Annotated in this window: 29 protein-coding genes and 2 tRNA genes; 14 read left to right on the forward strand and 17 right to left on the reverse strand. The window is 33.1% G+C overall.

Going from position 1 to position 24,985, the window contains the following annotated elements; all coding sequences use genetic code 11:
- Position 1 precedes the first annotated feature (1 nt).
- Together AAYQ05_RS18715 and AAYQ05_RS18720 are read right to left on the reverse strand one after the other, a co-directional pair.
- Positions 2-1,138 carry a lipoprotein N-acyltransferase Lnb domain-containing protein gene (locus AAYQ05_RS18715; protein ID WP_343544871.1) on the reverse strand — a complete coding sequence of 379 codons (1,137 nt, stop codon included), beginning with the start codon at positions 1,136-1,138 and terminating at the stop codon, positions 2-4.
- A 35-nt stretch (positions 1,139-1,173) separates the two neighbouring features.
- Positions 1,174-2,241, reverse strand: a complete 1,068-nt coding sequence (locus tag AAYQ05_RS18720) for a putative type IX sorting system protein PorV2 (protein ID WP_445709721.1) — start codon at positions 2,239-2,241, stop codon at positions 1,174-1,176.
- Between the two features lie 192 nt (positions 2,242-2,433).
- On the opposite strand from AAYQ05_RS18720, the gene AAYQ05_RS18725 reads away from it, so the two are divergent.
- Together AAYQ05_RS18725 and AAYQ05_RS18730 are read left to right on the forward strand one after the other, a co-directional pair.
- The gene (locus AAYQ05_RS18725) at positions 2,434-3,150 is read left to right on the forward strand and encodes a CDP-alcohol phosphatidyltransferase family protein (RefSeq protein ID WP_343544872.1); all 717 of its coding nucleotides are present in this window, start codon (positions 2,434-2,436) and stop codon (positions 3,148-3,150) included.
- A 9-nt stretch (positions 3,151-3,159) separates the two neighbouring features.
- Positions 3,160-4,014, forward strand: coding sequence for a glycoside hydrolase family 25 protein (locus tag AAYQ05_RS18730; protein WP_343544873.1), 855 nt, complete (start codon positions 3,160-3,162; stop codon positions 4,012-4,014).
- A 13-nt stretch (positions 4,015-4,027) separates the two neighbouring features.
- On the opposite strand, the gene AAYQ05_RS18735 is transcribed toward AAYQ05_RS18730, so the two are convergent.
- The 5 genes from AAYQ05_RS18735 to AAYQ05_RS18755 all read right to left on the reverse strand — a co-directional run bounded on the left by AAYQ05_RS18735 (position 4,028) and on the right by AAYQ05_RS18755 (position 7,509).
- Positions 4,028-4,255, reverse strand: a complete 228-nt coding sequence (locus AAYQ05_RS18735; RefSeq protein WP_343544874.1) for a DUF5808 domain-containing protein — start codon at positions 4,253-4,255, stop codon at positions 4,028-4,030.
- A gap of 155 nt (positions 4,256-4,410) precedes the next feature.
- Positions 4,411-5,151 carry an LPS export ABC transporter ATP-binding protein gene (gene lptB, locus AAYQ05_RS18740; RefSeq protein ID WP_132036427.1) on the reverse strand — a complete coding sequence of 247 codons (741 nt, stop codon included), beginning with the start codon at positions 5,149-5,151 and terminating at the stop codon, positions 4,411-4,413.
- A 231-nt stretch (positions 5,152-5,382) separates the two neighbouring features.
- A complete protein-coding gene (locus AAYQ05_RS18745; protein ID WP_343544875.1) occupies positions 5,383-5,733 on the reverse strand; it encodes a carboxymuconolactone decarboxylase family protein in 351 nt (116 codons plus the stop codon).
- A complete protein-coding gene (gene tatC, locus AAYQ05_RS18750) occupies positions 5,726-6,544 on the reverse strand; it encodes a twin-arginine translocase subunit TatC (RefSeq protein WP_202005759.1) in 819 nt (272 codons plus the stop codon). The genes AAYQ05_RS18745 and tatC overlap by 8 nt, the downstream gene beginning before the upstream one ends.
- A complete protein-coding gene (locus AAYQ05_RS18755) occupies positions 6,544-7,509 on the reverse strand; it encodes a KpsF/GutQ family sugar-phosphate isomerase (protein ID WP_343544877.1) in 966 nt (321 codons plus the stop codon). Before AAYQ05_RS18755 ends, tatC begins: the two co-directional genes overlap by 1 nt.
- A gap of 86 nt (positions 7,510-7,595) precedes the next feature.
- On the opposite strand from AAYQ05_RS18755, the gene recQ reads away from it, so the two are divergent.
- On the forward strand, positions 7,596-9,791 hold the full coding sequence (recQ, locus tag AAYQ05_RS18760) for a DNA helicase RecQ (protein WP_177212110.1): 2,196 nt from the start codon (positions 7,596-7,598) through the stop codon (positions 9,789-9,791).
- Positions 9,792-9,862: 71 nt separating this feature from the next.
- Here the strand turns inward: recQ and AAYQ05_RS18765 are convergent, their stop codons facing one another.
- Complete coding sequence (locus AAYQ05_RS18765) at positions 9,863-10,102, reverse strand: hypothetical protein (RefSeq protein ID WP_343544878.1); 240 nt, start codon at positions 10,100-10,102, stop codon at positions 9,863-9,865.
- Between the two features lie 428 nt (positions 10,103-10,530).
- Here AAYQ05_RS18765 and AAYQ05_RS18770 point away from each other — a divergent pair, with 428 nt between their 5' ends.
- From AAYQ05_RS18770 to AAYQ05_RS18780, 3 genes are all read left to right on the forward strand, one after another.
- Positions 10,531-12,090, forward strand: a complete 1,560-nt coding sequence (locus tag AAYQ05_RS18770) for an NAD(P)/FAD-dependent oxidoreductase (RefSeq protein ID WP_343544879.1) — start codon at positions 10,531-10,533, stop codon at positions 12,088-12,090.
- 76 nt (positions 12,091-12,166) lie between these two features.
- Positions 12,167-12,868 (forward strand): SMI1/KNR4 family protein, encoded by a 702-nt coding sequence (locus AAYQ05_RS18775; RefSeq protein WP_343544880.1) that lies wholly within the window; start codon positions 12,167-12,169, stop codon positions 12,866-12,868.
- 23 nt (positions 12,869-12,891) lie between these two features.
- Complete coding sequence (locus AAYQ05_RS18780) at positions 12,892-13,977, forward strand: DUF6630 family protein (RefSeq protein WP_343544881.1); 1,086 nt, start codon at positions 12,892-12,894, stop codon at positions 13,975-13,977.
- A 92-nt stretch (positions 13,978-14,069) separates the two neighbouring features.
- Here AAYQ05_RS18780 and AAYQ05_RS18785 read toward each other — a convergent pair whose 3' ends face one another.
- The 4 genes from AAYQ05_RS18785 to AAYQ05_RS18800 all read right to left on the reverse strand — a co-directional run bounded on the left by AAYQ05_RS18785 (position 14,070) and on the right by AAYQ05_RS18800 (position 17,085).
- Positions 14,070-15,029: a quinone oxidoreductase family protein gene (locus AAYQ05_RS18785; protein WP_343544882.1), complete on the reverse strand. Its 960-nt coding sequence runs from the start codon at positions 15,027-15,029 to the stop codon at positions 14,070-14,072.
- A gap of 106 nt (positions 15,030-15,135) precedes the next feature.
- On the reverse strand, positions 15,136-15,438 hold the full coding sequence (locus tag AAYQ05_RS18790) for a hypothetical protein (RefSeq protein WP_343544883.1): 303 nt from the start codon (positions 15,436-15,438) through the stop codon (positions 15,136-15,138).
- 59 nt (positions 15,439-15,497) lie between these two features.
- Positions 15,498-15,662, reverse strand: a complete 165-nt coding sequence (locus tag AAYQ05_RS18795) for a hypothetical protein (RefSeq protein WP_343544884.1) — start codon at positions 15,660-15,662, stop codon at positions 15,498-15,500.
- Positions 15,663-15,672: 10 nt separating this feature from the next.
- Positions 15,673-17,085: an aminopeptidase P N-terminal domain-containing protein gene (locus AAYQ05_RS18800; RefSeq protein WP_343544885.1), complete on the reverse strand. Its 1,413-nt coding sequence runs from the start codon at positions 17,083-17,085 to the stop codon at positions 15,673-15,675.
- A 261-nt stretch (positions 17,086-17,346) separates the two neighbouring features.
- Here AAYQ05_RS18800 and AAYQ05_RS18805 point away from each other — a divergent pair, with 261 nt between their 5' ends.
- The gene (locus AAYQ05_RS18805) at positions 17,347-17,784 is read left to right on the forward strand and encodes an META domain-containing protein (protein ID WP_343544886.1); all 438 of its coding nucleotides are present in this window, start codon (positions 17,347-17,349) and stop codon (positions 17,782-17,784) included.
- A 65-nt stretch (positions 17,785-17,849) separates the two neighbouring features.
- Here AAYQ05_RS18805 and AAYQ05_RS18810 read toward each other — a convergent pair whose 3' ends face one another.
- The 5 genes from AAYQ05_RS18810 to msrB all read right to left on the reverse strand — a co-directional run bounded on the left by AAYQ05_RS18810 (position 17,850) and on the right by msrB (position 21,578).
- A complete protein-coding gene (locus AAYQ05_RS18810) occupies positions 17,850-19,094 on the reverse strand; it encodes an RNA polymerase sigma factor (protein WP_343544887.1) in 1,245 nt (414 codons plus the stop codon).
- Positions 19,095-19,156: 62 nt separating this feature from the next.
- Complete coding sequence (locus tag AAYQ05_RS18815; RefSeq protein ID WP_308068737.1) at positions 19,157-19,495, reverse strand: YciI family protein; 339 nt, start codon at positions 19,493-19,495, stop codon at positions 19,157-19,159.
- Positions 19,496-19,576: 81 nt separating this feature from the next.
- On the reverse strand, positions 19,577-20,029 hold the full coding sequence (locus tag AAYQ05_RS18820; protein ID WP_177212121.1) for a carboxymuconolactone decarboxylase family protein: 453 nt from the start codon (positions 20,027-20,029) through the stop codon (positions 19,577-19,579).
- Positions 20,030-20,410: 381 nt separating this feature from the next.
- Positions 20,411-21,016, reverse strand: a complete 606-nt coding sequence (msrA, locus tag AAYQ05_RS18825; RefSeq protein WP_343544888.1) for a peptide-methionine (S)-S-oxide reductase MsrA — start codon at positions 21,014-21,016, stop codon at positions 20,411-20,413.
- Positions 21,017-21,023: 7 nt separating this feature from the next.
- Positions 21,024-21,578 carry a peptide-methionine (R)-S-oxide reductase MsrB gene (gene msrB / locus AAYQ05_RS18830; RefSeq protein WP_343544889.1) on the reverse strand — a complete coding sequence of 185 codons (555 nt, stop codon included), beginning with the start codon at positions 21,576-21,578 and terminating at the stop codon, positions 21,024-21,026.
- A gap of 294 nt (positions 21,579-21,872) precedes the next feature.
- Here msrB and idi point away from each other — a divergent pair, with 294 nt between their 5' ends.
- The 7 genes from idi (at position 21,873) to AAYQ05_RS18865 (ending at position 24,979) form a co-directional block, all read left to right on the forward strand.
- The gene (gene idi / locus AAYQ05_RS18835; protein ID WP_343544890.1) at positions 21,873-22,400 is read left to right on the forward strand and encodes an isopentenyl-diphosphate Delta-isomerase; all 528 of its coding nucleotides are present in this window, start codon (positions 21,873-21,875) and stop codon (positions 22,398-22,400) included.
- Between the two features lie 21 nt (positions 22,401-22,421).
- Positions 22,422-22,832, forward strand: a complete 411-nt coding sequence (locus tag AAYQ05_RS18840) for a 6-carboxytetrahydropterin synthase (RefSeq protein WP_343544891.1) — start codon at positions 22,422-22,424, stop codon at positions 22,830-22,832.
- A gap of 3 nt (positions 22,833-22,835) precedes the next feature.
- The gene (locus AAYQ05_RS18845; protein WP_343544892.1) at positions 22,836-23,294 is read left to right on the forward strand and encodes a peroxiredoxin; all 459 of its coding nucleotides are present in this window, start codon (positions 22,836-22,838) and stop codon (positions 23,292-23,294) included.
- Positions 23,295-23,350: 56 nt separating this feature from the next.
- On the forward strand, positions 23,351-24,319 hold the full coding sequence (locus AAYQ05_RS18850) for a type I phosphomannose isomerase catalytic subunit (RefSeq protein WP_343544893.1): 969 nt from the start codon (positions 23,351-23,353) through the stop codon (positions 24,317-24,319).
- 57 nt (positions 24,320-24,376) lie between these two features.
- Positions 24,377-24,643 carry a hypothetical protein gene (locus tag AAYQ05_RS18855; RefSeq protein ID WP_012022371.1) on the forward strand — a complete coding sequence of 89 codons (267 nt, stop codon included), beginning with the start codon at positions 24,377-24,379 and terminating at the stop codon, positions 24,641-24,643.
- A gap of 76 nt (positions 24,644-24,719) precedes the next feature.
- A tRNA-Thr gene (locus AAYQ05_RS18860) sits at positions 24,720-24,793 on the forward strand.
- A 112-nt stretch (positions 24,794-24,905) separates the two neighbouring features.
- A tRNA-Thr gene (locus tag AAYQ05_RS18865) sits at positions 24,906-24,979 on the forward strand.
- The last annotated feature ends 6 nt before the right edge of the window (positions 24,980-24,985 follow it).

Raw genomic sequence — 24,985 nt, forward strand, 5'->3', positions numbered from 1 at the left:
CTTAGATTATAATAGGAATAGGTTTTTTGTTGCGAATTGCTGTTCGTACTAAAACCACTCCGCTTGTAATGATTAATGGTAAAGTAATAAAGAAATGTGCTTTGTTGATTAAAAACAAAAAGTAAATTACAAGCATTACAAAGTTGATCAACGAAAATCTATAAGTCCACAGTTTGTTTTTGAAAATTGAAAACAAAATTAAAAGTAATAAAAGCGGACTAAAAAGTAATACGTTATAATTCATTGCCAATTCTTGATGAAACGAATAAAATCCCATAATAACGAAGAATATTCCAATTAAAGATAGAATCAGAAAATAGATTTTATCGACTGTTTTGTTTTTAGCGAAGATTACAAAAAGCAAAATAAAAAGATACGTGTAAATATTATTCCACCAAGATTTAGGTGTTTCCTTTGTAAACTCTAATAGTGTTTTGCTTTTGGTGGCTAAAGGTCTGTTTTGAAAAGTAGTTTTGTCTAAACTGTTTTTTAATTCAAATGGAAGAAAAATTCTAGTTCCCATTTGGTCCACTTTAGTTCCAAAAATAATGCTGGTGCCTAACTGATCGTAAAAATGACCATCAAAGTATGGAAATAAGATAGAACGATATGTTTTGTCTGTGTCTTCTTTTTTTACAATTACATTTCCACCTAGAGTTTTATTCACTACATCAACAACCATTGAGGTACAGTTTTTATCGATGAATTTATAAGTATAATAACGCTCTTCAGAATCTAAAACAGCATTTAACTTATTGAAAAGTTTTTGTTTTAAATCTTGAGAAATCAGTAATTCCTGTTCATAAATGCTTCTTTTCTCGTAAGTGTATTCATTAAAAAAATCGGCAAACGAATGCACAGTTGCAAAATATTGCAAATCTCCTTTAGCAAACTTCAAAACAAAATTCGGAGTTCTAAAATCAAAAGTTCCGTAATTGTAAACAACGTCAAAATTGTTTACAGGATCTAAAACTCTAATTCCGGTATGTCCAAAATAAGAATAAGTTTCATTTCCAAGACCACAAGTCAAAATACTTATTTTTGCTTCTTTTGATAAAGCTAAACTTTGGCTGAAGCCAATGAAGCTTGATAAAAAGAATAAAATAAAAAGTGCTTTTTTGAAAATGACAGTTTTCATGATTTTAAAATTTTAATTGTTTTATGGTTTCTAAATTATCTAAAGATACCTAAATCTACTTTCAGCGAAAAAATATTAGAATACAATGCAGTGCTTTGATTTCCTAAATCAGTCAGTGCATAATCAATTTGTATGCCTTTATATCTAAAGCCTAAACCAATATTAGGCTGAAAATTTACTTTTTCGGTATTATCCAACTGCATTACATTCTGAAAATTCCCTGCACCTGCTCTTACGAAAACCAAATCGGTATAACCAAACTCAAACCCTAGAGCTGGGTCTATACTTATAGCTTTTGATGAGATAATATCGTTTGTTTGTTCAAATCGCATATTTAAATTTGCAGAAGTTACAAGGCTGCATTCATTATGAAAATCAAATCGTTTTGAAACTCCTAATTGCGCTTTTGGCAATGTAATTTCGGTGCTTTCTGGCAAAGTATTGTTTTCTCCTGGAATAGCGTTGGCAATTTTTTGATATTCTTCTTCATCAATATTCCAGACGTTGTAAGTTGTAGTGATGTCGCGAAGCATTAAACCAAACTTCCAGTCATTTCTTTCAAACTGAAGTCCGATGTCAAAACCAAAACCCCACGAATTGGCAAATTTTCCAATTACTCTTCGAATTACTTTGGCATTTACTCCATATTGAAATCCGTCAACAGGCAGTTTACGCGCATAAGAAAAAGTAAAACCATAATCTGCAGTAGAGAAAAGACTGATTCTATTGTAATCAATATTCCCTTGATTATCGATTAACTGCGTGGTGTCCATAATGTCGTCTACTCCAAAACGAATCATCGAAATTCCCCAAGCACTTCTGTCATCAATTGGACTTGCATAGCCTATGTAGTCGTACTGTGCAATATTGGCGAAGTAGCTGGCATGCATTAAAGCAATTTGATGATCTTCAAGATGAGTTAAACCTGCTGGATTCCAGTAACCTGCCGTTACATCATTTGTTGCAGCAGTTACAGCACTTGCCATTCCAAGAGCTGCGGCATCGACCCCAATATTCATAAATTCATTCGAGTATTTTCGAACGGTTTGTGCATACTGAAAAGTACAGCTGCAAAATAATAAAAACACTAAATATTTCTTCAACGTATATGTTTTTGCAGATCGAGGCCTGTTTTAAAATTTTTATCAAAAATATAATATTTTACTCATCTAATAAGTTCCTTTAGTTAAATATTCCCAAAGTCATACTTCGAATTAAAAAACTCTCGAAAAAACTCGTTTTGCATCGAGTTATTATACTAAATTTGTTCTCTGCCATTATCAAAATTTAAAGCTATGAATATTAAAAAACACATTCCAAATCTAATTACATTAATTAATCTTTTCTGCGGTTGTGTCGCAATTGTCTTTATTTCCGAAAACAATTATTTAATGGCTTTTTTCATGGTTTGCTTAGGAATCTTTTTTGATTTCTTCGACGGCTTTTTTGCTAGATTATTTAAAGTTTCAAGTCCGCTTGGATTGCAATTAGATTCTCTTGCAGATATGGTAACAAGCGGAGTTGCTCCAGGATATGTGATGTACAGTATGTTTGTACATAGCGGTCATGAATTAGGAACTCACCCTGCAATTCCGTTTTTAGGATTTATTATCACTTTAGGATCTTGTTATCGTTTGGCCAATTTTAATATTGACACTCGTCAGACAGATTCTTTCATCGGATTGCCAACTCCAGCAAATGCTCTTTTTATTATTAGTTTGCAAATTGTTCTAGATATGTATGCAGAATCGTCACTGCTTATTCTTGAATTATTGACCAACCAATGGGTTTTGTTGATTATAACATTATGTAGTGCTTATATTTTGAATGCTGAAATTCCATTGTTTGCTTTAAAAATTAAAAAATTCAGTTTGAAAGAAAATGCACTTCAAATTGTGTTTTTGATTATTTCTGTATTGATGATTGTTTTGCTTCAGTATATGGCAATTCCATTAATTATTGCTTTTTATGTATTGCTGTCGATCATTAATAATCTTTTTTTGAAAAAGTAATTCTGTTTAATGGCAAGAAAAACGACTTATCGTAAAACATATTCAAGAAAACCAGCAGGAAGATCTTTTCTGAGCAGACTTTTTAGAGGACTTTTATTGATTTTTTTCGGACTTTTATTCATTGGGATAATTTATCATTATCGCAAAGGACTTGCTTATTACTTAGGTTTTAAAACAGAAAAAGTTTTAGATGAAGATGAAGTAGACAAACATCTTTCTGATGTGCGAAATATTCGAGTTCTAGAAAATCATAAAGGAAAAGTAATTGGAATAGACGTATCTGAATTTCAAGGAAAAGTAGATTGGGAAGAGGTCGAAATTTTGGACGAAAAATATCCCGTTCAATTTGTTTTTATTCGAGCAACTGCAGGAAATGATCGTGTAGACAGGCAATTCAAAAAAAACTGGGAAGGCGCAAAAGAGAATAAAATAATGCGCGGTGCTTACCACTATTATCGTCCTAACGAAAATTCAATAGAGCAAGCTGATCTTTTTATCAAAACAGTAAAATTGCAGAAGGGAGATCTTCCGCCTGTTTTAGATATCGAGAAATTGCCTAAAAATCAATCTTTAGACAGTTTGAAAAAAGGACTAAAGCGTTGGCTTGTTAAAGTAGAAAAACACTATCAAGTTCGCCCAATAATTTATTCTGGAGAAAGATATTATTCTGATTTTTTAAAAGAAGAATTCGGAGATTATTTGTTCTGGATTGCCAATTACAATTTCTACAGAGAAAAAATTGAAGATGACTGGCTGTTTTGGCAGTTTACAGAAAAAGCTTCTTTGCCAGGAATCAAGCATCGTGTTGATGTTAATATCTATAATGGTGATTTAGAACAATTGCATTTTATTACAGTGGAATAAAAGTCTTCAGTTTTTAGAGAGTATTTGATAAAACCAAAATGACAATTATTATAAAAGGCAGTAAAAGCATTACAGAATATGGATTGGCAAAATTTACTGTATAGCCCATCCATTGAATCTTTTTGGGAGGAAGTAATCTTTTGTCTTTCGGATTATAGTAAAAGCTATTGAAGAAATACCAATTCTTTGGGTCTTTATGCCAATTATCGTAATCTTCCTGAGTTGGTTTTTCCGATTTCATTCTTAGGATAGTATTTAGTGTTCAGTTATTTAGTGTTCAGTTTTTTGCCAAAAAAATCAGTTTCTTAATTTCAGTTCAAAACTGAATACTAAAAAACTGATTCATAATTATTTTAATGAATTGATCATTAAAAAACTGAACACTGAATACTTTTTTTAAAATTCCAATTTCTTTTTACGAAGCTCGAAGTTTTGTCCAAGATAAACGCGACGAACCATTTCGTCTTCTACTAATTCTTCTGGAATTCCAGCTTTAAGAATTCCTCCTTCAAACATTAAATATGTTTTGTCGGTAATTGCTAAAGTTTCTTGAACGTTGTGATCGGTAATTAAGATTCCAATATTTTTATTTTTTAATTGAGCTACAATTCGCTGAATATCTTCAACCGCAACAGGGTCAACTCCGGCAAAAGGCTCATCCAATAAAATAAATTTTGGATCGGTTGCCAATGCGCGGGCAATTTCTGTACGACGACGCTCACCTCCAGAAAGTAAATCTCCTCGGTTAGTACGAATGTGTTCTAAACTGAATTCTTCAATTAAACTTTCCATTTTAGCAATTTGCTCTTCTTTAGAAAGTTTAGTTAATTGTAAAACGCTCAAGATATTGTCTTCAATGCTTAATTTTCTAAAAACAGAAGCTTCTTGTGCCAAATAACCAATTCCTTGCTGTGCACGTTTGTACATTGGATAATCGGTGATATTTAAATCATCAAGAAAAATATTTCCTTGATTTGGTTTTACCAATCCTACGATCATATAGAAAGACGTTGTTTTTCCAGCTCCATTTGGCCCCAAAAGCCCTACGATTTCTCCTTGATTTACTTCAACAGAAATTCCTTTTACAACGCTTCGTCCTTTATAGGTTTTGATTAAATTATCGGCTCTTAGCTTCATTTGTTTAATGTGAAAATTAGATAATTTGAAAATGAGATAATTTTTTTTTAAACTAAATCATGATCAATTTTATAATTTGATTTGAAAGGCAAAATAAGTGTAAAATATTCAATAGAATGAATCAATTAACAAATTATTGCGTTTTCAAAATTTAGAACTTGTATTTCAAAATTAAATAATTAGCGCATTTCAAGAGAAATTATCTAATTATCAAATTGACACATTTTCTAATTATTTGCCTTGCTCTTCAAGCGCTTCCCAGAATTCGTAAGCTCTTCTTAAGTGAGGAACGACAATTGTTCCTCCAACAAGAGTAGCAATTCCCATTGCTTCCATCATTTCTTCTTTAGAAACACCTTCTTTATAGCTAGTTTCTAAATGGTATTTTACACAGTCGTCACATCTTAAAACGGCTGATGCTACCAAACCTAAAAGCTCTTTTGTTTTTACATTAAGAGCACCTTCTGCATACGCATTGGTGTCAAGATTAAAAATTCGCTTTACAATTTTGTTGTTGTCGGCAAGCAGTTTTTCGTTCATTTTAGAACGATAGTCGTTAAATTCTTGAACTATATCAGACATTTTCTTCTTTTAATTTATTTTTATAAACAATCTTCGAAATTAGAATACTAACCTCGTAAATAAGTAACATCGGAATTGCAACAATAGTCTGGCTCACAACATCTGGTGGCGTTACAATTGCAGCAATAATTAAAATAATTACAACAGCATATTTCCAGTACTTTCTTAAGAATTCAGGAGTTACTAATCCTAATTTTGTTAAGAAATAAATAGCAATTGGAAGTTCAAAAAAGATGGCACTTCCAAGAATACTTGTTTTAACCATTCCCATATAAGATTCTAATGTAAACTGGTTTTTTACCACATCACTGATAGAGAAAGTAGCAACGAAGTTTACCGACATAGGAATTACAACAAAGTATCCAAACAATACTCCTAAAAAGAAAAGTAAGGAAGAAACAAAGATGAATAGTTTAGCATTTTTTCTTTCTTTCTCATAAAGTGCAGGGCTGATAAATTTCCAGATTTCCCATAAAATATAAGGGAAACTTAAGATGAAACCTGCCAAAAGACACATCCAGACAAAAATATTTACCTGGCCTTCCATTTCAGTATTTTGAATAATGAAGTTCAGTTCTGTAATACAGATGCTGTCTGCAAATCCTAATGAATGAGATAAGTCGCAAAACCAAACATACGTAAAGAATGTTGGTCTAATTGGACCTAAAATAATTTGATCAAATAAATAATCACTAATAAAATAAGTAACAATTGCCATTATAATTGTTGCAAGTGTACTTCTAACCAATAACCATCTTAGTTCTTCAAGATGATCCAAAAATGACATTTCGCCAAGATTTTTCTTTGCCATTATACGATTCCTTCTTTTAAAATGTCATGTAAATGTAAAACTCCTTTATATTCTCCGTTATCCGCAACGATCAATTGTGTAATCGAAAAGTCTTCTAAGATGTTTAATGCATCGATAGCCATAGTTTCAGACGAAACTACTTTTGGATTTTTAGACATAATATCCCTTGCAGTTAAGTTGGCAATACTATCTACGTCATTTAGCATTCTTCGGATGTCTCCATCAGTAATAATCCCAACAATTTTATTGTCTTCAATTACTGCAGTAACTCCTAATCTTTTTTCAGAGATTTCAAAAATTGCTTTTTTGATAGAAGTTTCTGGAGTGACAGCTGGTTTTAATGAATGCTCGATCATGTCTTTTACACGAAGCAGTAATTTTTTTCCTAAAGCGCCTCCTGGATGATAAACCGCAAAATCTTCCGGTTTAAAATCACGCATTTCCATTAAGCAAACGGCCAAAGCGTCGCCCATAACAAGCTGAGCTGTTGTGCTGTTGGTTGGCGCTAAATTGATAGGGCAGGCTTCTGTGTCAACAGTTGTATTTAAAACTATATCAGAGCCTTTTGCCAAAAATGAAGTTGTATTTCCTGTAATGGCAATCAAAGTGTTTCCGAATCTTTTTAATAAAGGAACAAGGACTTTAATTTCTGGACTATTCCCACTTTTAGAAATGCAGATAATGACGTCATCATTTTGGATCATTCCTAAATCACCGTGAATAGCTTCTGCTGCATGCAAAAACATGGAAGGAGTTCCAGTTGAGTTAAAAGTAGCCACCATTTTTTGTGCAATGATCGCGCTTTTTCCAATTCCTGTAACGATCAGACGACCTTTAGATTCGTATATACGTTGGACAGCTTCGTAAAAATTTTCGTCCAAAAAATCAATTAGTTTTGTAATTGCTTCACTTTCAGAGAGTATTGTTTTCTTGGCAATCGCCAATATATTTTCTTTTGTGATCAAAACAGAATATTTAAAATTTGTATGTATAAAAGAAAGTTGTATCTTTATGTGTTGCAAATTTATACAAAATACAGTTAATATAGAGAATGAATTCAAATGAAATTGAAATACATAAAGAATTAAAGAAGTATTTCGGCTTTAGCCAATTTAAAGGCTTGCAGGAGCAAGTCATTACGAGTATTTTAGACGAGAAGAATACGTTCGTAATAATGCCGACTGGCGGAGGAAAGTCTCTTTGTTATCAACTGCCAGCTTTAATTCAAGAAGGAACAGCAATTGTTGTTTCTCCTTTAATTGCTTTGATGAAAAATCAGGTTGATGCAATTCGAAGCCTTTCGTCTGAAAATGGAATTGCACATGTATTAAACTCCTCTCTAACCAAAACAGAAATTGCTCAGGTTAAAAAAGATATTACGTCTGGATTGACCAAACTTTTGTATGTCGCCCCCGAATCATTAACAAAAGAAGAATACGTAGCCTTTTTGCAAAGTGTTCCTATTTCTTTTGTTGCTATCGATGAAGCGCACTGTATCTCAGAATGGGGACATGACTTTAGACCAGAGTATAGAAATCTGAGAAATATAATAAAGCAGCTGGGTAAAGTTCCAATTATTGGACTTACCGCAACTGCAACGCCAAAGGTTCAGGAAGATATTCTGAAAAACCTTGATATGGCTGATGCTAATACTTTTAAAGCATCATTTAACAGACCGAACTTGTATTATGAAGTTCGTACAAAAACAAAAAACATCGAGTCGGATATTATTCGATTTATCAAACAGCATAAAGGCAAATCTGGAATTATTTACTGCTTAAGCCGTAAAAAAGTAGAATCGATTGCCGAAGTTTTACAAGTAAACGGAATTAGTGCTGTTCCTTATCATGCAGGTTTAGATGCCAAAACACGGGCCAAACATCAGGATATGTTCTTAATGGAAGATGTCGATGTCGTTGTAGCAACAATAGCATTCGGAATGGGAATTGATAAACCAGACGTTCGTTTTGTAATTCACCATGATATTCCAAAATCATTAGAAAGTTACTATCAAGAAACGGGTCGTGCAGGTCGTGACGGTGGAGAAGGACATTGTCTCGCGTACTACTCTTATAAAGATGTAGAAAAGCTGGAAAAATTTATGTCTGGAAAACCAGTTGCTGAACAAGAGATTGGTTTTGCACTTTTGCAGGAAGTTGTGGCTTATGCCGAAACCTCAATGTCGCGTAGAAAGTTTCTTCTTCATTATTTCGGGGAAGAATTTGACAGCGAAACTGGTGAAGGAGCCGATATGGATGACAATGTTCGTAATCCAAAACATAAAGTTGAAGCCAAAGAGCAAGTGGTTAAATTGCTGGAAATTGTTCGCGATACCAAACATATTTATAAGTCAAAAGAAATTGTCTTTACTTTAATTGGGCGTATTAATGCGGTTATTAAAGCGCATAAAACAGATACACAGCCTTATTTTGGTTCGGGTTCAGACCACGACGAAAAATACTGGATGGCATTGCTAAGACAAGTTTTGGTTTCTGGTTATTTGTCTAAAGACATTGAAACGTATGGAGTAATCAAAATCACAAAAGCTGGTTTAGATTTTATTAAAAAGCCAGTTTCGTTTATGATGTCTGAAGATCATGAATACACTGAAGCCGATGATGAAACTATTGTAACAGGAGGTAAGTCTTCTGGAACGGCAGATGAAGTTCTAACGGGAATGCTTCGTGAACTTCGTAAAAAAGTAGCCAAAAAACTTGGAGTTCCACCATTCGTAGTTTTCCAAGATCCTTCAATTGAAGATATGGCTTTAAAATATCCGATAACAATACAAGAATTATATAATATTCATGGTGTTGGTGAAGGAAAAGCCAAAAAATATGGAAGCGAATTCGTTGCTTTAATTAGCCGTTATGTAGAAGATAACGATATTATTCGTCCAGACGATTTAGTGGTTAAATCTACAGGAGTAAATTCTGCCAACAAATTATATATTATCCAAAATATTGATAGAAAGCTTTCATTAAATGATATCGCTTCCGCGAAAGGACTTACGATGGATGCCTTGATCAAAGAAATGGAACAAATTGTTTATTCTGGAACAAAATTAAATATCAAATATTGGTTAGATGATATTTTAGATGATGACCAGCAGGAAGAAATCCACGATTACTTCATGGAATCTGAATCTGATAAAATCGAAGATGCTCTTAAAGAATTTGATGGCGACTACGATATTGATGAATTGCGTTTAATGCGTATTAAATTTATAAGTGAAGTAGCTAATTAGATATAAGTTAAAAGTGAGATGTGAAATGTGTTCTTTGATACACAAACATCTCACTTTTTTCATTTTACATCTTACGCAGAATAAATTTCTCCTCGGTGCGGTTTCAAAGCATCTCTTACCTGAATCATATTTTCATCTGTTACTACCATAAAAGCTATGGCGTACATTTCGTCTATGATTTTAAATCCTGTAATATTTAAAGGTAGCTTTTCTATTGCAATATATTCTTTCAAATGAATTTCGTGATGTTCTGCTGTTTTTGCAGAAGCTGGCCCACGGAAATCCCAGATTAGTTTTATTTTTCGTGACATTTTTTTAAAGGTGCAAAGGTTCTGAGTAGCAAAGGTACAAAGTCTTTTTTAAAGGATCTAAGGTTCTGAGATACTAAGGTTCTGAGTTTTTTTCTGTAGAGACGCACTGCAGTGAGTCTAAATTTTTTTGAAGAAATCTTTTCAATCCAATTAATCTGTGGCTAAAAATAAATAGTAAAGATTTTAGGAAGAAGAAATTTGCTGCGTAATTAACCGCAAAGGGCGCTAAGATTTAATTTTATTTATGAAAAGTGCAAAGTTCGCAAAGCTTTATCAATACAAAGCTTTGCGAACTTTGTGTTTTTCTACAACCATACCTGTAAAAAAACTTAGCGACCTTTGCGGTTAATTATTTAAAGTCAGTTCAAAATAGTACTTTTGCATGTTCTTTTCATAGAAAGAAAAGCTAATAGAATAAAAAAGATAAAATGCCTAAAGAACTTTTACTTCAAGTTACACCAGAAATTGCTGCAAACGAATCATTGCTGAAAGACTATTTGTCTAAGCAGATTAAAGTTTCTGCTCAAGAAATTCAGCACGTTTCAATTTTAAAACGCTCTATTGATGCACGTCAGAAAGCGATTAAAATTAATTTGAAAGTTCTTATTTATTTAAAAGGCGAACCTTTTCAGGAAACCAAAATTGAGCTTCCTATATATAAGGACGTTTCCAATGCACAGGAAGTTATTGTTGTTGGCGCTGGTCCAGCTGGACTTTTTGCGGCATTGCAATTAATTGAACTAGGTTTAAAACCAATTGTACTCGAAAGAGGAAAAGACGTTCGTGGCCGTCGTCGTGACTTAAAAGCGATAAATCGTGAACATATTGTAAACGAAGATTCAAATTATTGTTTTGGTGAAGGAGGAGCAGGAACGTATTCTGATGGAAAATTATATACTCGTTCTAAAAAACGTGGCGATGTAACTCGAATTTTAGAACTTTTAGTTGCTTTTGGAGCTTCTGAAGATATTTTGGTAGAAGCCCATCCGCATATTGGAACCAATAAACTTCCAAAAATTATTGAAGATATTCGAAATAAAATTAGGGAGTTTGGCGGTCAGGTTTTGTTTGAAACCCGTGTAAGCGATATTTTAGTAAAGAATAATGAAGTTGAAGGAATCGTAACGCAAAACGGAGATAAAATTCACGCCAATAAGTTAATCTTAGCGACAGGACATTCGGCTCGTGATATTTTTGAATTATTAGATAAAAAGAAAATTTTTATAGAAGCAAAACCTTTTGCTTTGGGAGTTCGTGCAGAGCATTCGCAAGAACTAATTGATAGTATTCAGTACAGCTGTGATTTTAGAGGAGAACATTTGCCTCCAGCGCCGTATTCTATTGTAAAACAAGTGAACGGTCGCGGAATGTATTCGTTCTGTATGTGCCCAGGTGGAGTAATTGCGCCATGTGCGACAAGTCCGGGAGAAGTGGTTACTAATGGGTGGTCACCATCTAAACGTGATCAGTCAACGGCAAATTCTGGAATTGTAGTTGAATTAAAATTGGAAGATTTTAAGCCTTTTGCAAAGTTTGGTGCTTTGGCCGGAATGGAATTTCAAAAAAGCATCGAACAAAAAGCTTGGCATTTGGCTGGAGAAACCCAAAAAGTTCCTGCACAGCGAATGATTGATTTTACTAAAAGTAAAGTTTCAGCAGATATTCCGAAAACTTCTTATGTTCCAGGAACCACGTCGGTAGAATTGGGACAGGTTTTTCCTGGATTTTTAACTCAGATTATGCGTCAGGGGTTTCAGGATTTTGGAAAATCAATGCGAGGTTATTTAACGAACGAAGCAATCTTGCATGCGCCAGAAAGCAGAACTTCATCACCAGTTCGAATTCCGAGAGATCCTATGACTTTGGAGCATTTGCAAATCAAAGGTTTATATCCTTGTGGAGAAGGTGCTGGTTATGCAGGTGGAATTATTTCAGCGGCAATTGATGGTGAAAAATGTGCCTTAATGATTGCGGAATCCTTGAAATAATTGACCTCAGGTTTTTTGGTGTAGTAAAAAGATTGCTATCTTAGTGGTTTGATTGTAATAGAATTTGCCCCATAAGATGACAATACAAGAAATAGAAAAAAAATACGGATTCCATTTCCCTCTTTTATACAAACAATTAGATGCCGACGGTATGTTGGATGTTGGAGAATATGGTCCGAATTGGTATACAGAAGTTTATCCAACCTTAAAAGAGAATCCGCCTTTGCTTTTGCATTCCTACGATTTTGAATCGTTGAATTTGAAGTCGGTTGCCGAAGAAATAGAAGAGCTCAGAGATCCTGAGGATTATCGAAATATAAATCCAGAATTTAAATTTATTCCGTTTGCCAAAAGTGGCGGAGGCGATCATTATTGTTTCTTTTTAAACGAAGAAAATAATGGTGATGTTCCGATTGTTTTTGTTTGGCACGACATGAATGAAGTCAATTATCTGGCAAAAAACCTTCAGGATTTTATCTTCAAAGTTTTATTGATTGATATGTCGAAACAAGATGTATACAATGAACTGACCGATGAGGAATTTAGAGATGATATCGAATCGGTTTTTAAATCGCACAAAAAATACCTGACTGATCGTCAGAATACTATTCTATCAGAAATTTTAAAGCGAGATATTATTGATTACGAAATACATGTTTCTCCAAAAATAGTAGAGTCGGCTAGAGGATTATTGACAGATTTCGAATTAGAATCTATTGTCAATGAAGTAATTCCTTTTGATAAAATGAATCAGAGTTTTAAATACTCAAACGATTAATTCTTTAGTACAAAATATTTCTCATGAGCTTTTTCTCCAATTTATTCGGTCGTAACAATAATCCAAAATCAATCATTTCTTTTGATGTTATTAATTCAATTTATAGCGGTTTATATCATGAATCTAAAAGTATAGAGTTCAGAATTAAAGGTATTCATGATACTGTTACTGTAAATGTATACTCTATTCCTTCTTCATTAGGTCATGATGAAGGAAAAGCCGAAATTAAAAAAGCAGGATTCAATAATGCTTATGAAGTTTTAAATGAATTGTATAAGAAGCTCAATATTGGAGGCTTATCAGAAGAAACAATTCAAGAAGAATTAGAATTTGATTTCATTCATGTTCAGTTTTACTCACAGCCAAGTCAAGAGTTGAAAAAACACTTTAAAAGCGTTATTAATAATTTCATGATTTTCTTTTGCTGTACCAATAGTTTAGAAGTGAACGATTTCAGAATATTATATTCTAGCAATCATTTTTCAGATTACACGAAAGGTTTACTAGACTCAGAATACCAAGATTTTAATAATCCTAGAAATGAAACCGAAGAGATAGGAATTAAAGACTTTAAAAAAGTTTTACAGGGAATCTGTCAGTATTTAAATATAGAAATCCCTGCTGATATAGAGCTTCAATCTTCAGAAAATTTACTGTTGGATGAAAAAGCAACTGTACAGGATTTTGAAGAATTTATAAAATTGATTTCAAGAAATAGTATTGAAGAAAGTGATCTAAAAAAATATGCAGAGAAACTTTTTGAAAACTTCAATGATGAAACCAAAGAATATTACGAAACGACAGAAGATCATTTTAGTTTTTTTGAAGAAATAAATACTTGGCATAGCGATTGGAAATTTGATCCAGAAGATGCAGAATATTTTATTTCTGAGATGCTTGGCGAAGATTTCAAATTCGATTATCCGGAAGAAACCTATAGCCATGATTTGTTTCCGTACATTCAGTCAGAATTAGAAAAATCAAATCTGGAGCTGATGACTTATGAAACTTATGGAGACAGCTATTTGTTTTTTGTTGCAAATAAAAATGAAGTAGAAAGAATTTTAGAATTCTCTGAACTGACAAAAATTGAGGTTACTCAGTTGTAAAGTATGGTTAATCGCCACGAATCCACGAATTTTATTTAAAAATTTTATGCATAGATTTTAAATGAAATTCGTAGATTCGTGGAGAAAATATTTTACGGAATCAGAATAATTTTCCCCGTGCTTTTTCTGCTTTCCAAGAAATCATGCGCCAGTTTTCCTTCAGATAATTTAAAAGATGTTGGATCTGAAAGTTTGATTTTTCCTTCGATAATCCAATCGAATAATTGAGTAGCTCTTTTGATTCGTTCTTCTTTAGAATTTAAATAACTCCATAAGTCGCCTCCTGTTAAAGTTTTAGAACCGTCCATAAGCATTCTTGGATCTACAGGTGCTGGATCTCCACCTGCCATCCCAAAGAAAACTACTTGTCCGCATTCTTTGGTAACTTCAAAACTTTCCATTAAAGTACTTCCTATACTATCATAAACAACGTCGACGCCATTTGAAACAACTTTAAAAACTTGCGATTTCCAATCGTCGTTATAAAGAAAAACATGATCTGCACCTTGTTCAAAACCAATTTTTGCTTTTTCAGTAGATGAGGTTAATCCAATCACGGTTGCTCCAAGAAGTTTACTGATTTGAGTTAGAATCTGTCCAACTCCGCCAGCAACCGCATGTATCAAAACTGTTTCTCCTTTGGCAGTTTTATGGCTATCTGTTGCAAGATAATGAGCAGTTAAACCTTGAAGTAAAACAGAAGCTGCAGTTTCAAAAGAAATGTTTTCAGATAGCGGAATAATGTGGTTTACATTTACAGCAACTAATTCTGCATTGGCAAACGGAGCATCGGCAAAAGCCACGCGATCACCAACTTTGTATTCCGAATGATTATTGGCATCAACCACAATTCCTGCGCCTTCATAACCAGCAATAAACGGCGGATTTCCTTTTAAATGATAATTACCTTTTCGGCGGTAAACATCTGCAAAATTTAACCCGATGGCTTTCATCTCGACTAAAATTTCGTCTTTTTTTAATTGCGGATTAGGGATTTCTATATATTCTAAAACATCTGATTCTCCAAAAGAAGAAAAGGTAAGTGCTTTCATTTTTAATTGATTTAAGAATGTAAAGTTCGGGAAAAATCGTATTCAGTTTTGAAAGCTTTTTTTATACTTCAAAAAAAACCTCGTTTTAAATAAACGAGGTTTTAGATTATTCAAATTTGTATTGTTTTTTGTATTGAAGGTAACTTATGTATGTTTTGAAGATACTTGTCAAGCTGACACTTGATGCTAGTAAAATGGCAATCATATTTTTATACGAAAAAGTCATATTTACATAGGCTCCAGAAATTTTTACGTAAAGCGCTACTAGCATATATAAAATAAGAATACTAAAGAAAATCATCCATAAAAAGAAACTCACTCTAAACAATTTGTAATATCCAACTGCGGTTATAATAAGTAATATTGAGCCAATTGCGAAACCATGTTTAATAGTATAAAAATATCCCATTAATGGTGATAAGGAAAGAATTAATATTATCGAAAAGGAGAATATAAATGGTAAAGATTTTAAAATATCGCTTTTCTCAATTTCGGATAATAATTAAAGATCTCATTTTTAATTTCATTTAAATAAAATCCTTTACTTAATAATTGTTCAATGGTTTCAGATTGGGTATATCCAATATTTACATAGTTTTCAATTTCTTTTCTTAATTGTGTAATGTTTTCCATTAAGTATAAATTATATTTTAGGGAATTTCATGTCATTAAAAGTGCTTTTTTGTTTGGCCAAAGCTTCGATATCCTGCCATTTTCTTGGAGAATCTGCAGAAAGATTTTCATAAGAATCTTTTAACATCAAGATATCGTCTTCAATACGAACACCAATATTCCACCATTTTTTATCGCATTTACTGTTTGCTGGAATGTAGATTCCAGGTTCTACAGTAAGAATCATGTTTTCTTTTATAAGAGTTTGCGGTCCGTTGTAAGTTCCTTTGTCGTGAACATCTAAGCCAAGAAAGTGTGAACATGAGTGTGGATAGTATAATTTTACATCTTTTGGATCTGTAATAATTCCTAATTTAATTAAGCCTTTTGCTATTACATCTTTTGCCGTTTCATTTAGGGCAACAAGAGGAGTTCCTGCTTTGCATATTTTAAAAACCGCTTCTTGGGCATCATAAACGATTTGATAAATTGCTTTTTGTTCTTCAGTAAATTTTCCGTTTGCAGGAATTGTTCTTGTAACGTCTGCAGAATAACCATGATATTCAGAACCCACATCCATTAGTAATAATTGATTGTCAATTTTTGTAGCGTTGTTTTCCCAATAATGCAAGATGCATCCATTTGCTCCAGCTCCCACAATCGGACCATAACCTTCAGCTTCTGCGCCGTAATGTTTATGAATGTAAGCATGAATTCCATCAACTTCGTTTTCGCTCATGTCTGGGCCTACAGCTTTCATCACTTCATTGTGTGCAATGCAGGAAAGTTTGACCGTTTTGCGCATCAAAACAAGCTCTTCAGGAGTTTTTATCTCGCGAAGTGAACTGGTAATTTTATTGAATAATTCTGTTGAAGTTTCATTTGCTTGTGTAATTCCAGCTTTAGATTTAAATGATTTGAATAATGCATATAAATTATCAGGATTATTGTTCTCTGCTACATCTGTTGGAATTTTGTCATAAATTATTTTATCGAATTTTGAGAAATCAATGGCAAACGCATTAAAATCTTTTCCATTATAAACAGTTGTAAAACCTAGTTTCGATTTTGCGCCTTCAACTCCTAAGCGTCTGCCTGTCCACATTTCACGAGTTGCATTTCTTTCTCTAACAAAAAGAACTTCATTATACTTTTCGGTTCCTTGCGCTTCTTTAAAAATTAACAACACAGCATCTGGTTCTTTATATCCAGATAAATAATACATGTCAGGATTTGCGTGGTAATTGTAATCTATATCTCTAGAAAAAACTCTTTCGGGATAAGAAAAAACAACGGCAACAGAATTAGCAGGCATTAAAGCTCTAAAAGCTTCGCGACGTCCTTGATGAAATTCTTTTGTTAGGTAATCTGTTGGAAGGTTTTCTTGCGATTGAACAAACGGAGTTGTCAATGCAAACACAAACAAAAATAGAAATTGTTTCATTTTTTGGTTTTTTATTGATGATTTTGGTTTTTTGATCGATGCAAAGTACAAAAAAAAGATCCTCGCTTGTTTTATTTTAAACATCTGATTGATAAACTTTTAAATAATTTGTAGTAACTTAGAGATAGAAAATAACAGCTTCGGGTTAGATTTAAACTTAAGAAATGCTGTAACTGGGCATGAATATTGAGAATAGGATTTTATAGAATTATTTTAGTTCAAAAAACAAAACAAATTATAAATCTTTAAAAAAACATTTTTATGAAAAAATACACATTTGCAGTCCTTTCAGTTTTAACGTTGTTATTTGCTTCATGCAAGACATCAAAAACAGATAAAAGTGCCGATGATTTATTTGGTACAACCTGGGAATTAGAATATATCTCTGGGCCAAGAATTGCTTTTGAAGGATTATATCCGCATAAAAAACCACAACTTGCTTTCAATCAAAAAGAAACAAAAGTATACGGAAATAATGGATGTAACGGTTACAGTGCGCCTTATACTTTAAAAGGTAAATCTTTGACTTTTGGAGAAGCAGGGCCAACTACAATGATGTTTTGTGAAGGTGGTGGAGAACAGGAGTTTTTAAAACAAATTAAATTAGTTACGAGTTATTCTGTTGATAAAGACGGAAAACTAAATTTAATTCATGATAATGTACCAGTGATGCGATTTAAAAAAGTAGCTAAACAATAGTACTCAGAATCAAAATGTAAGAAAGGTGAAATGAAATTTATCATTTCACTTTTTTTATGCCAAAGCTAATTTGTTTCCAACTTCAACTGCATTATGTTCTTACTGATAATGTTCTTGTCGGAAGGCGTTTTGGCTAAACCAAATGCGGTTTCAAAATTTTGTAGCGCCTTTTTTGTATCAATTCCAGAATAGAGATTTCCTAGTAGAGAATAATAAAAATGATTATCAGTTAAATTCAATTTTTCGGCTTCTTTGATTGCTTCTTCTTTGCCTTTTACTTTAGATAGAGCATAAGTTCTGTTTAAAGCTACAATTGGCGAATATTCTAAAATGATTAGATTGTTGTAGAGTTCCAGAATGTTTTCCCATTTTTCTACAGTTTCTGTTTTTATGGTGTGCCAATAGGCAATTCCAGCTTCTAAGTGATATTTTGAAAGTGTATTTCCGGTTGAAGACTGACTTAGGAAATAAGTTCCTCTATCAATTAATTCCTGATTCCAAAGCGATTGATCCTGATCTTCGTATAAAATAATTTCTCCATTTGAACCAGTTCGCGCATCAAACCTTGACGAGTGAAAACACATCAAAGCCATCAAAGCATTGGTTTGCGGCAGATTTGTACTTTCGTTCTGAATTAATAAATACGTCAGACGCATGGCTTCGGTACAAAGATCTTTTCGTAAAGTGGTGTTTTGCGAAATAGAGTAGTAGCCTTCAGAATAAAGCAGATAGATGGTTTTGAGAACTGTTTGTATTCTGTCTTTTATTTCAGAATTGTTCGGATGCTGAATTTTTATGTTTTCTTCTTTGAGCTTTTCTTTCGCGCGATTAATTCTTTTATAAATAACTTCTCTGTTGGATAAGAAAGCATCAGATATTTCATTTACCCCAAAACCACATAATAAATTTAAGGCAAGGGCAATTTGAGCTTCTTCAGAATTACACGGATTACAAACCGTAAATATCATTGCGAGTTGGCTATCGGCAATATTTTGATCAGACAAATCAATGTCGATTTCTGGATTGTTTAATGGAGTATTGTGTTTTATTTCGGTAACGATTTTGGTTTCAAAAACGTTGTTTCTTTTCAGGTAGTTTTTGGTTTTGTTTTTCGCAACCGTGTACAGCCAAGCAGTCGGGTTTTCGGGAATTCCCTTGATTGCCCAAGTTTCGGAGGCTGTTAGAAAAGTATCGCTTACAATATCTTCGGCAATTTCGATATGATGAATGCCAAACAAACTGCAGAGAACCGAAACTATTTTTTGATATTCTGTTCGAAATAAATTGGGTATAAGTTCTTTTTGCTCCATATTTTTTTAGAAAAAATGCCTAAGTAAAGATACAAAGGCATTTTTATATGTTGGTTTAAAATCTAAACAGCCATTCTAATTTCGACATTTCCGCCAAAATTTAAAACCGGACATCCTTGTGCAATTTCGGCTGCTTCATCATAATCTTTAGCTTTAATAATAATTAATCCGCCAATAGATTCTTTAATTTCAACAAAAGGGCCGTCAGTAATTCCTTTATTTGAATTTACAAGTTTTCCCTGGCCGTCCCATTTCTGTAAAGGTCTTGCTAGTTTATCTTGAGCGGCAAGACTTCCAAACCAGTTTTGCCATTGCTGTAAATGCTGTTGCAGTTCTTCTGGAGATGGCTGTGTTTCTTTTGTTTTAAAATCTCTTCTGAAAATCAATAAAAACTCATTCATTTTTTATGTTTTTAAATTGAATAATTTGTTTTTGAGTTGTATAAAGTTAATTGTTTTTAGAAAATAAAAACCAATTATTGTTTATCCAAACTGTCCAACTCTATAAGATCCAGGTACATTGGAAAAAGTAATGTTAAGACGATTCCAAGCGTTGATCGCAGCAACTGCAAGTGTAAGATCTATTAATTCTTGTTCTGTAAATTCAGCTTTTGCAATCTCGTAGATTTCGTCTGGAACATCGCATGCGTTTACTGCTTCTGCTAGAGCAAGAGCAACTCTTTCTCTTTTTGTATAATAAGGAGTTTCTCTCCAAACACTTAATCCAAATAAACGCTGTGCTGTTTCTCCAGCGGCTAAAGCTTCTTTTGAATGCATGTCTAAACAATAACCGCAGTTGTTGATTTGAGAGACTCTGAAATTTATTAATTCCATAAGAGATGCTTCAATTGTTCCTTTTTTCAAGTAACCGCTGATTCCAAATAATGTGCTAACTGCTTTTTGACCTTGTTCGAATAAATTAAGTCTAGTTTCCATAATGTATAATTTTTAATTGTTTATACCTTAATAACAATCGAACTTTCAGGATTGGACAAAAAAAGAGAAAAAAAAATTAAAATATTTTTCAGTTAAAAGAAAATCCTAGTGTTTACAAGGGTTTGTAAAATAAAAAAGTTGCCTTTTTGAAGTCAGTCTTCGTTGGTTAATAGGAAGTTTCTAATATTATTCTATCAATAAACCCCAGCGGGGTGAAATATTTATAGAATTTTATATAAACAAATAAAAAAAGCTCCAGAGGAGCGACATATATTTAGGTTATAAAAATATATGTCGCTCCTCTGGAGCTTTGTATGGCAGAAACATTCTTGCTATAAATATTTCGCTTCTCCGAAGCTTTACAATACCAATTGTTACTATTTATTTCTTTTTCAGTTTATCTTTAAAAACTTTTTCAAACTTTTCTATTTTGGGCTGAATCACCATTTTGCAATATGGCTGATTTTTATTGTTGGCATAATAGTTTTGATGGTAATCTTCGGCTTTATAGAAAACTTTAAAAGGTTCTACTTTTGTTACAATTGGACTGTTGTAAACCTTCGCTTTATTCAATTCAGCAATAATGCTTTGGGCGGCTTTTTTCTGTTCCTCATTTTTATAGAAGATAACAGAACGATATTGTGTTCCCACATCTGCTCCTTGACGGTTTAAAGTTGTAGGGTCGTGAACTGTAAAAAAGACTTTGAAGATCTCGTTAATATCGGTTATATTTTTGTCATAAGTAATCTGTACTACTTCGGCGTGACCTGTTTCTCCTGTGCAAACTTCTTCATAAGTCGGATTTGCGACTTTTCCGCCAGAAAATCCAGAAACAACAGATTTTACTCCGTCTAGATTTTCATAAACGGCTTCAACGCACCAATAGCAGCCTCCTCCAAGTGTTATAGTTTCTAGATTTGCTTTTTTATTTTGAGAAATGCCATTTAGCGAAAGCGCAAAAAGACATATTAAAAGTATATTTTTCATTTTGGGATTATTTATTGTCAGGAATAAAATCAAGGGCAATCGAATTCATACAGTAGCGTTTTCCTGTAGGAGCAGGACCATCATCAAAAATGTGTCCTAAATGTCCACCGCAGCGTCCACAGAGTGCTTCGATTCTTTCCATTCCAAGAGAATTATCTTCTTTAAAAACAATGCTTTTTTTATTCTCTTGTTCAAAAAAGCTTGGCCATCCACAGCTGCTAGAGAATTTAGCAGTAGATCTAAAAAGCAAGTTACCACAAGAAGCGCAGTAATAAGTTCCTTTTTCGTCGGTATTCCAATATTTTCCCGTAAAAGGTCTTTCTGTGTCAGCTTCACGCATTACGGCGTAAACATCTTCAGGTAAAACCTTTTTCCATTCGGCGTTGCTTACGTTAAGTTTTGTGGTGTCGGTATTTGAATAATAAGGATTTTCGGGTTTACTGATTTTGTTTTCCATAACAGCTGTTTTTACAGGTTGTTGTTTTGTGTTTTGTCCGCAGGCTTGCAAAATAAAAAGCGGCAGTAGAAAACAGAGACTGAAAATTACATTTTTAGATTTCATAAGTTTTTAAGTGCATTAATCTGTATATCAAAGATACGTTGAGAATTAGCTTCAAATTACAGACTGTGTTATTATTGAGATTTTTTTAAGTGTGTTTTAACTTTTTATTAGTTACGTAAAAGAAGGCAATGTAGTTTTTATGTCTTAATTTTAACAGCTTTTAAATTTTAGCATAAATTATAACACTGTAAATCAAGAAAATAGAAGCAAGGTAAAAAGCTTAGTTTTAGGCAAGCTTAATTAGCATTTTTAAGCCATTTCTTTTTTCGTATTTTTGTTTGCTTAAGAAGCCTTATGACAGAAGAAAACGTAATACTAGTTAATCAAAACGATGAACAGATTGGCTTAATGCCAAAATTGGAAGCACATGAAAAAGCGCTTTTGCACCGTGCCTTTTCGGTTTTTATTTTGAATAGTAAAAACGAAATTATGCTGCAGCAGCGTGCTCATCATAAATATCATTCTCCTTTGCTTTGGACAAACACTTGTTGTAGCCATCAGAGAGAAGGAGAAACAAACATCGAGGCAGGAAGCCGAAGATTGTTTGAGGAAATGGGTTTTAAAGCGGAATTGAAAGAGCTATTTCATTTTATTTATAAAGCGCCTTTTGATAACGGTTTGACAGAACATGAACTGGACCATGTTATGATTGGTTATTATAATGACGAACCAAACATAAATCCAGACGAAGTAGAAGCCTGGAAATGGATGAGTATTGAAGATGTTAAAGCAGATATTGAAAAACAGCCCGAAATTTATACCGTCTGGTTTAAGATAATTTTTGACGAATTTGATCATTATCTAGAAGACCATAAATTATAGCCAAACTAACCAAAAACATAAATGAGAGTAACCATATCAAGAAAAGCACATTTTAATGCTGCACATCGACTTTATCGAAAAGATTGGTCATTTGAAAAAAACGATGCTGTTTTTGGAAAATGCAATAATCCTAACTTTCATGGTCATAATTATGGTTTAACAGTAAGTGTTACAGGAAAGATTGACCCGGAAACTGGTTTTGTTTTAGATGTGAAAGTATTGGCGGATATTATACGAGAAGAAGTAGAGATTCCGTTTGATCACAAAAACCTCAATCTGGATGTTCCAGAATTTGCAGATTTGAATCCGACTGCAGAAAATATTGCTGTTGTGATATGGAATAAAATTAGACAACGAATTCATGCCGACTTTGATCTTGAAGTCGTGCTGAACGAAACGGACCGAAATTTTGTAACTTATAAAGGAGAATAAAAAATGTCATTAAAAATAGGAGATATAGTTCCGAATTTTACTGCGAAAGACAACAATGGTGAACTTTTTGAAAGCCAAAGCGTTTTAGGAAGAAAGCCGCTGGTGATTTATTTTTACCCAAAAGATAATACGCCAGGATGTACAACCGAAGCTTGCAGTTTTCGGGATCAATACGAAGATTTTAAAGATTTGGGAGCTGAGGTAATTGGTATTAGTAGCGATAGTGTAAAGTCACATCATAAATTTGCTGCGAAACATGAATTACCTTTTATTTTGCTTTCAGATCAGGATAAAAGATTAAGAAAACTTTTTGGTGTCCGTAATATTTTATTTGGACTTCTGCCTGCACGCGTTACCTATATAATAGATAAAAATGGTTTGGTAATTTCGATATTTGATAGTGCAAATGCGGCTAAACATATACCGAAAGCACTAGAAACCGTAAAGGAATTAGTATTATAGATTACCAAAATAGTATCAGAATAGAATTAATTAAACAAATATATTAGCCTAAAAACATGAATCAGAATTTATACCCTTTGCAATTTGAACCGATTTTGAAAGAAAGAATCTGGGGAGGAGAAAAACTTAAAACAATTTTAAACAAACCAATCGTTTCTAAAATTACTGGCGAAAGCTGGGAATTGTCTACTGTACAAGGAGATGTAAGTGTGGTTGCAAATGGAGTTTTAAAAGGAAAATCTTTAATGGATTTAATAGATGAAACACCAGATGCTATTTTAGGCACTAAAGTTTATGAAAGATTTGGAAAGCAATTTCCGTTGCTTTTTAAATACCTAGATGCAAGAGAAGATCTTTCTATTCAAGTGCATCCAAATGATAAATTGGCAAAAGAACGTCACAACTCATTCGGGAAAACTGAAATGTGGTACGTAATGCAGGCCGATGCCGATGCTAGAATTATTGTTGGTTTTAAGGAAAATTCTAGTAAAGAAGAATATCTGAAACATTTACATGATAATACCTTAGTTTCTATTTTAGATGATGTGAAAGCAAAAGCTGGAGATGTTTTCTTTTTAGAAACTGGAACTGTGCACGCAATTGGAGCTGGTTTGGTTGTTGCCGAAATTCAGCAGACTTCTGATATTACCTACAGATTATACGATTTTGACCGTGTAGATGCACAAGGAAACAAAAGAGAATTACACGTAGATTTAGCTCTTGATGCTATAAACTACAATAAAGTAGATACGCAAAAGAAATACGATTCAAAAACCAATACATCAAATGTTGTGGTAGATTGTCCTTATTTCACGACAAACTTTATTCCGTTAGAAGATAAAGTAGAAGTTTCGAAATCTGGAGAAACATTTACAGTTTATATGTGTATTGAAGGAAGCTTTGAAATCGAATATGACGGTTTTAAACGTACTTACATTAAAGGAGACACTGTCTTAGTTCCAGCTGCGATAAATGCATTTGTTTTGAGCGGAAAAGCTTCAATTTTAGAAATTTACATTTCTTAGCGCTTATTCTAAAGATAATATGTACTTTTGCAGACGCAAATTAAAATTAAAATAAAAATGGCAAACGTTAAAAATTTAAAGAAAGACATCAATTTTGTATTAGGAGATATTATTGAGGCAGTTTACTTGTTTGAGATGTCTACAACAGGAAATCCAACTCCAGAAACGAATGCTTTAATCGATGAAGCTATCGCTGCATTTGATACTTTGATTACAAAAGTGAACGCTAAGAACGTTGAAAATAAAAAAGCACACTTCAAACAAATCAATGTTGAATTAGAACAAACTGCTAATCAATTGATTGAAAAAATCAACGCGCTTTAAGCAAAAAAAAGTGTAAAAAAGTGCAAAAATATTTTGGGAAATTGAAAAACCGCTTTATATTTGCACCCGTAATGACGCCGATGTAGCTCAGCTGGCTAGAGCAGCTGATTTGTAATCAGCAGGTCGTGGGTTCGAGTCCCTCTATCGGCTCAAAAAACGGAAACCATCACAGAAATGTGATGGTTTTTTTAATTATAGAGAGAGGTGTGAAATTTTTTTTGGAATATTAAAAAACATTTATATCTTTGCACTCGCAAAATAGGCCGATGTAGCTCAGCTGGCTAGAGCAGCTGATTTGTAATCAGCAGGTCGTGGGTTCGAGTCCCTCTATCGGCTCAAAAA

Origin of the sequence: Flavobacterium movens (genome assembly GCF_039581425.1) — a bacterium.
In the GTDB taxonomy this organism is placed as follows: Bacteria; Bacteroidota; Bacteroidia; order Flavobacteriales; family Flavobacteriaceae; genus Flavobacterium; species Flavobacterium luteolum.

Coding starts and splice junctions, on each gene's coding strand:
- AAYQ05_RS18715 (WP_343544871.1), bottom strand. CDS start 1,138: ATGAAAACTGTCATTTTCAAAAAAGCACTTTTTATTTTATTCTTTTTA.
- AAYQ05_RS18725 (WP_343544872.1), top strand. CDS start 2,434: ATGAATATTAAAAAACACATTCCAAATCTAATTACATTAATTAATCTT.
- AAYQ05_RS18730 (WP_343544873.1), top strand. CDS start 3,160: ATGGCAAGAAAAACGACTTATCGTAAAACATATTCAAGAAAACCAGCA.
- AAYQ05_RS18735 (WP_343544874.1), bottom strand. CDS start 4,255: ATGAAATCGGAAAAACCAACTCAGGAAGATTACGATAATTGGCATAAA.
- lptB (WP_132036427.1), bottom strand. CDS start 5,151: ATGAAGCTAAGAGCCGATAATTTAATCAAAACCTATAAAGGACGAAGC.
- AAYQ05_RS18745 (WP_343544875.1), bottom strand. CDS start 5,733: ATGTCTGATATAGTTCAAGAATTTAACGACTATCGTTCTAAAATGAAC.
- tatC (WP_202005759.1), bottom strand. CDS start 6,544: ATGGCAAAGAAAAATCTTGGCGAAATGTCATTTTTGGATCATCTTGAA.
- recQ (WP_177212110.1), top strand. CDS start 7,596: ATGAATTCAAATGAAATTGAAATACATAAAGAATTAAAGAAGTATTTC.
- AAYQ05_RS18765 (WP_343544878.1), bottom strand. CDS start 10,102: ATGTCACGAAAAATAAAACTAATCTGGGATTTCCGTGGGCCAGCTTCT.
- AAYQ05_RS18770 (WP_343544879.1), top strand. CDS start 10,531: ATGCCTAAAGAACTTTTACTTCAAGTTACACCAGAAATTGCTGCAAAC.
- AAYQ05_RS18775 (WP_343544880.1), top strand. CDS start 12,167: ATGACAATACAAGAAATAGAAAAAAAATACGGATTCCATTTCCCTCTT.
- AAYQ05_RS18780 (WP_343544881.1), top strand. CDS start 12,892: ATGAGCTTTTTCTCCAATTTATTCGGTCGTAACAATAATCCAAAATCA.
- AAYQ05_RS18785 (WP_343544882.1), bottom strand. CDS start 15,029: ATGAAAGCACTTACCTTTTCTTCTTTTGGAGAATCAGATGTTTTAGAA.
- AAYQ05_RS18790 (WP_343544883.1), bottom strand. CDS start 15,438: ATGGGATATTTTTATACTATTAAACATGGTTTCGCAATTGGCTCAATA.
- AAYQ05_RS18795 (WP_343544884.1), bottom strand. CDS start 15,662: ATGGAAAACATTACACAATTAAGAAAAGAAATTGAAAACTATGTAAAT.
- AAYQ05_RS18800 (WP_343544885.1), bottom strand. CDS start 17,085: ATGAAACAATTTCTATTTTTGTTTGTGTTTGCATTGACAACTCCGTTT.
- AAYQ05_RS18805 (WP_343544886.1), top strand. CDS start 17,347: ATGAAAAAATACACATTTGCAGTCCTTTCAGTTTTAACGTTGTTATTT.
- AAYQ05_RS18810 (WP_343544887.1), bottom strand. CDS start 19,094: ATGGAGCAAAAAGAACTTATACCCAATTTATTTCGAACAGAATATCAA.
- AAYQ05_RS18815 (WP_308068737.1), bottom strand. CDS start 19,495: ATGAATGAGTTTTTATTGATTTTCAGAAGAGATTTTAAAACAAAAGAA.
- AAYQ05_RS18820 (WP_177212121.1), bottom strand. CDS start 20,029: ATGGAAACTAGACTTAATTTATTCGAACAAGGTCAAAAAGCAGTTAGC.
- msrA (WP_343544888.1), bottom strand. CDS start 21,016: ATGAAAAATATACTTTTAATATGTCTTTTTGCGCTTTCGCTAAATGGC.
- msrB (WP_343544889.1), bottom strand. CDS start 21,578: ATGAAATCTAAAAATGTAATTTTCAGTCTCTGTTTTCTACTGCCGCTT.
- idi (WP_343544890.1), top strand. CDS start 21,873: ATGACAGAAGAAAACGTAATACTAGTTAATCAAAACGATGAACAGATT.
- AAYQ05_RS18840 (WP_343544891.1), top strand. CDS start 22,422: ATGAGAGTAACCATATCAAGAAAAGCACATTTTAATGCTGCACATCGA.
- AAYQ05_RS18845 (WP_343544892.1), top strand. CDS start 22,836: ATGTCATTAAAAATAGGAGATATAGTTCCGAATTTTACTGCGAAAGAC.
- AAYQ05_RS18850 (WP_343544893.1), top strand. CDS start 23,351: ATGAATCAGAATTTATACCCTTTGCAATTTGAACCGATTTTGAAAGAA.
- AAYQ05_RS18855 (WP_012022371.1), top strand. CDS start 24,377: ATGGCAAACGTTAAAAATTTAAAGAAAGACATCAATTTTGTATTAGGA.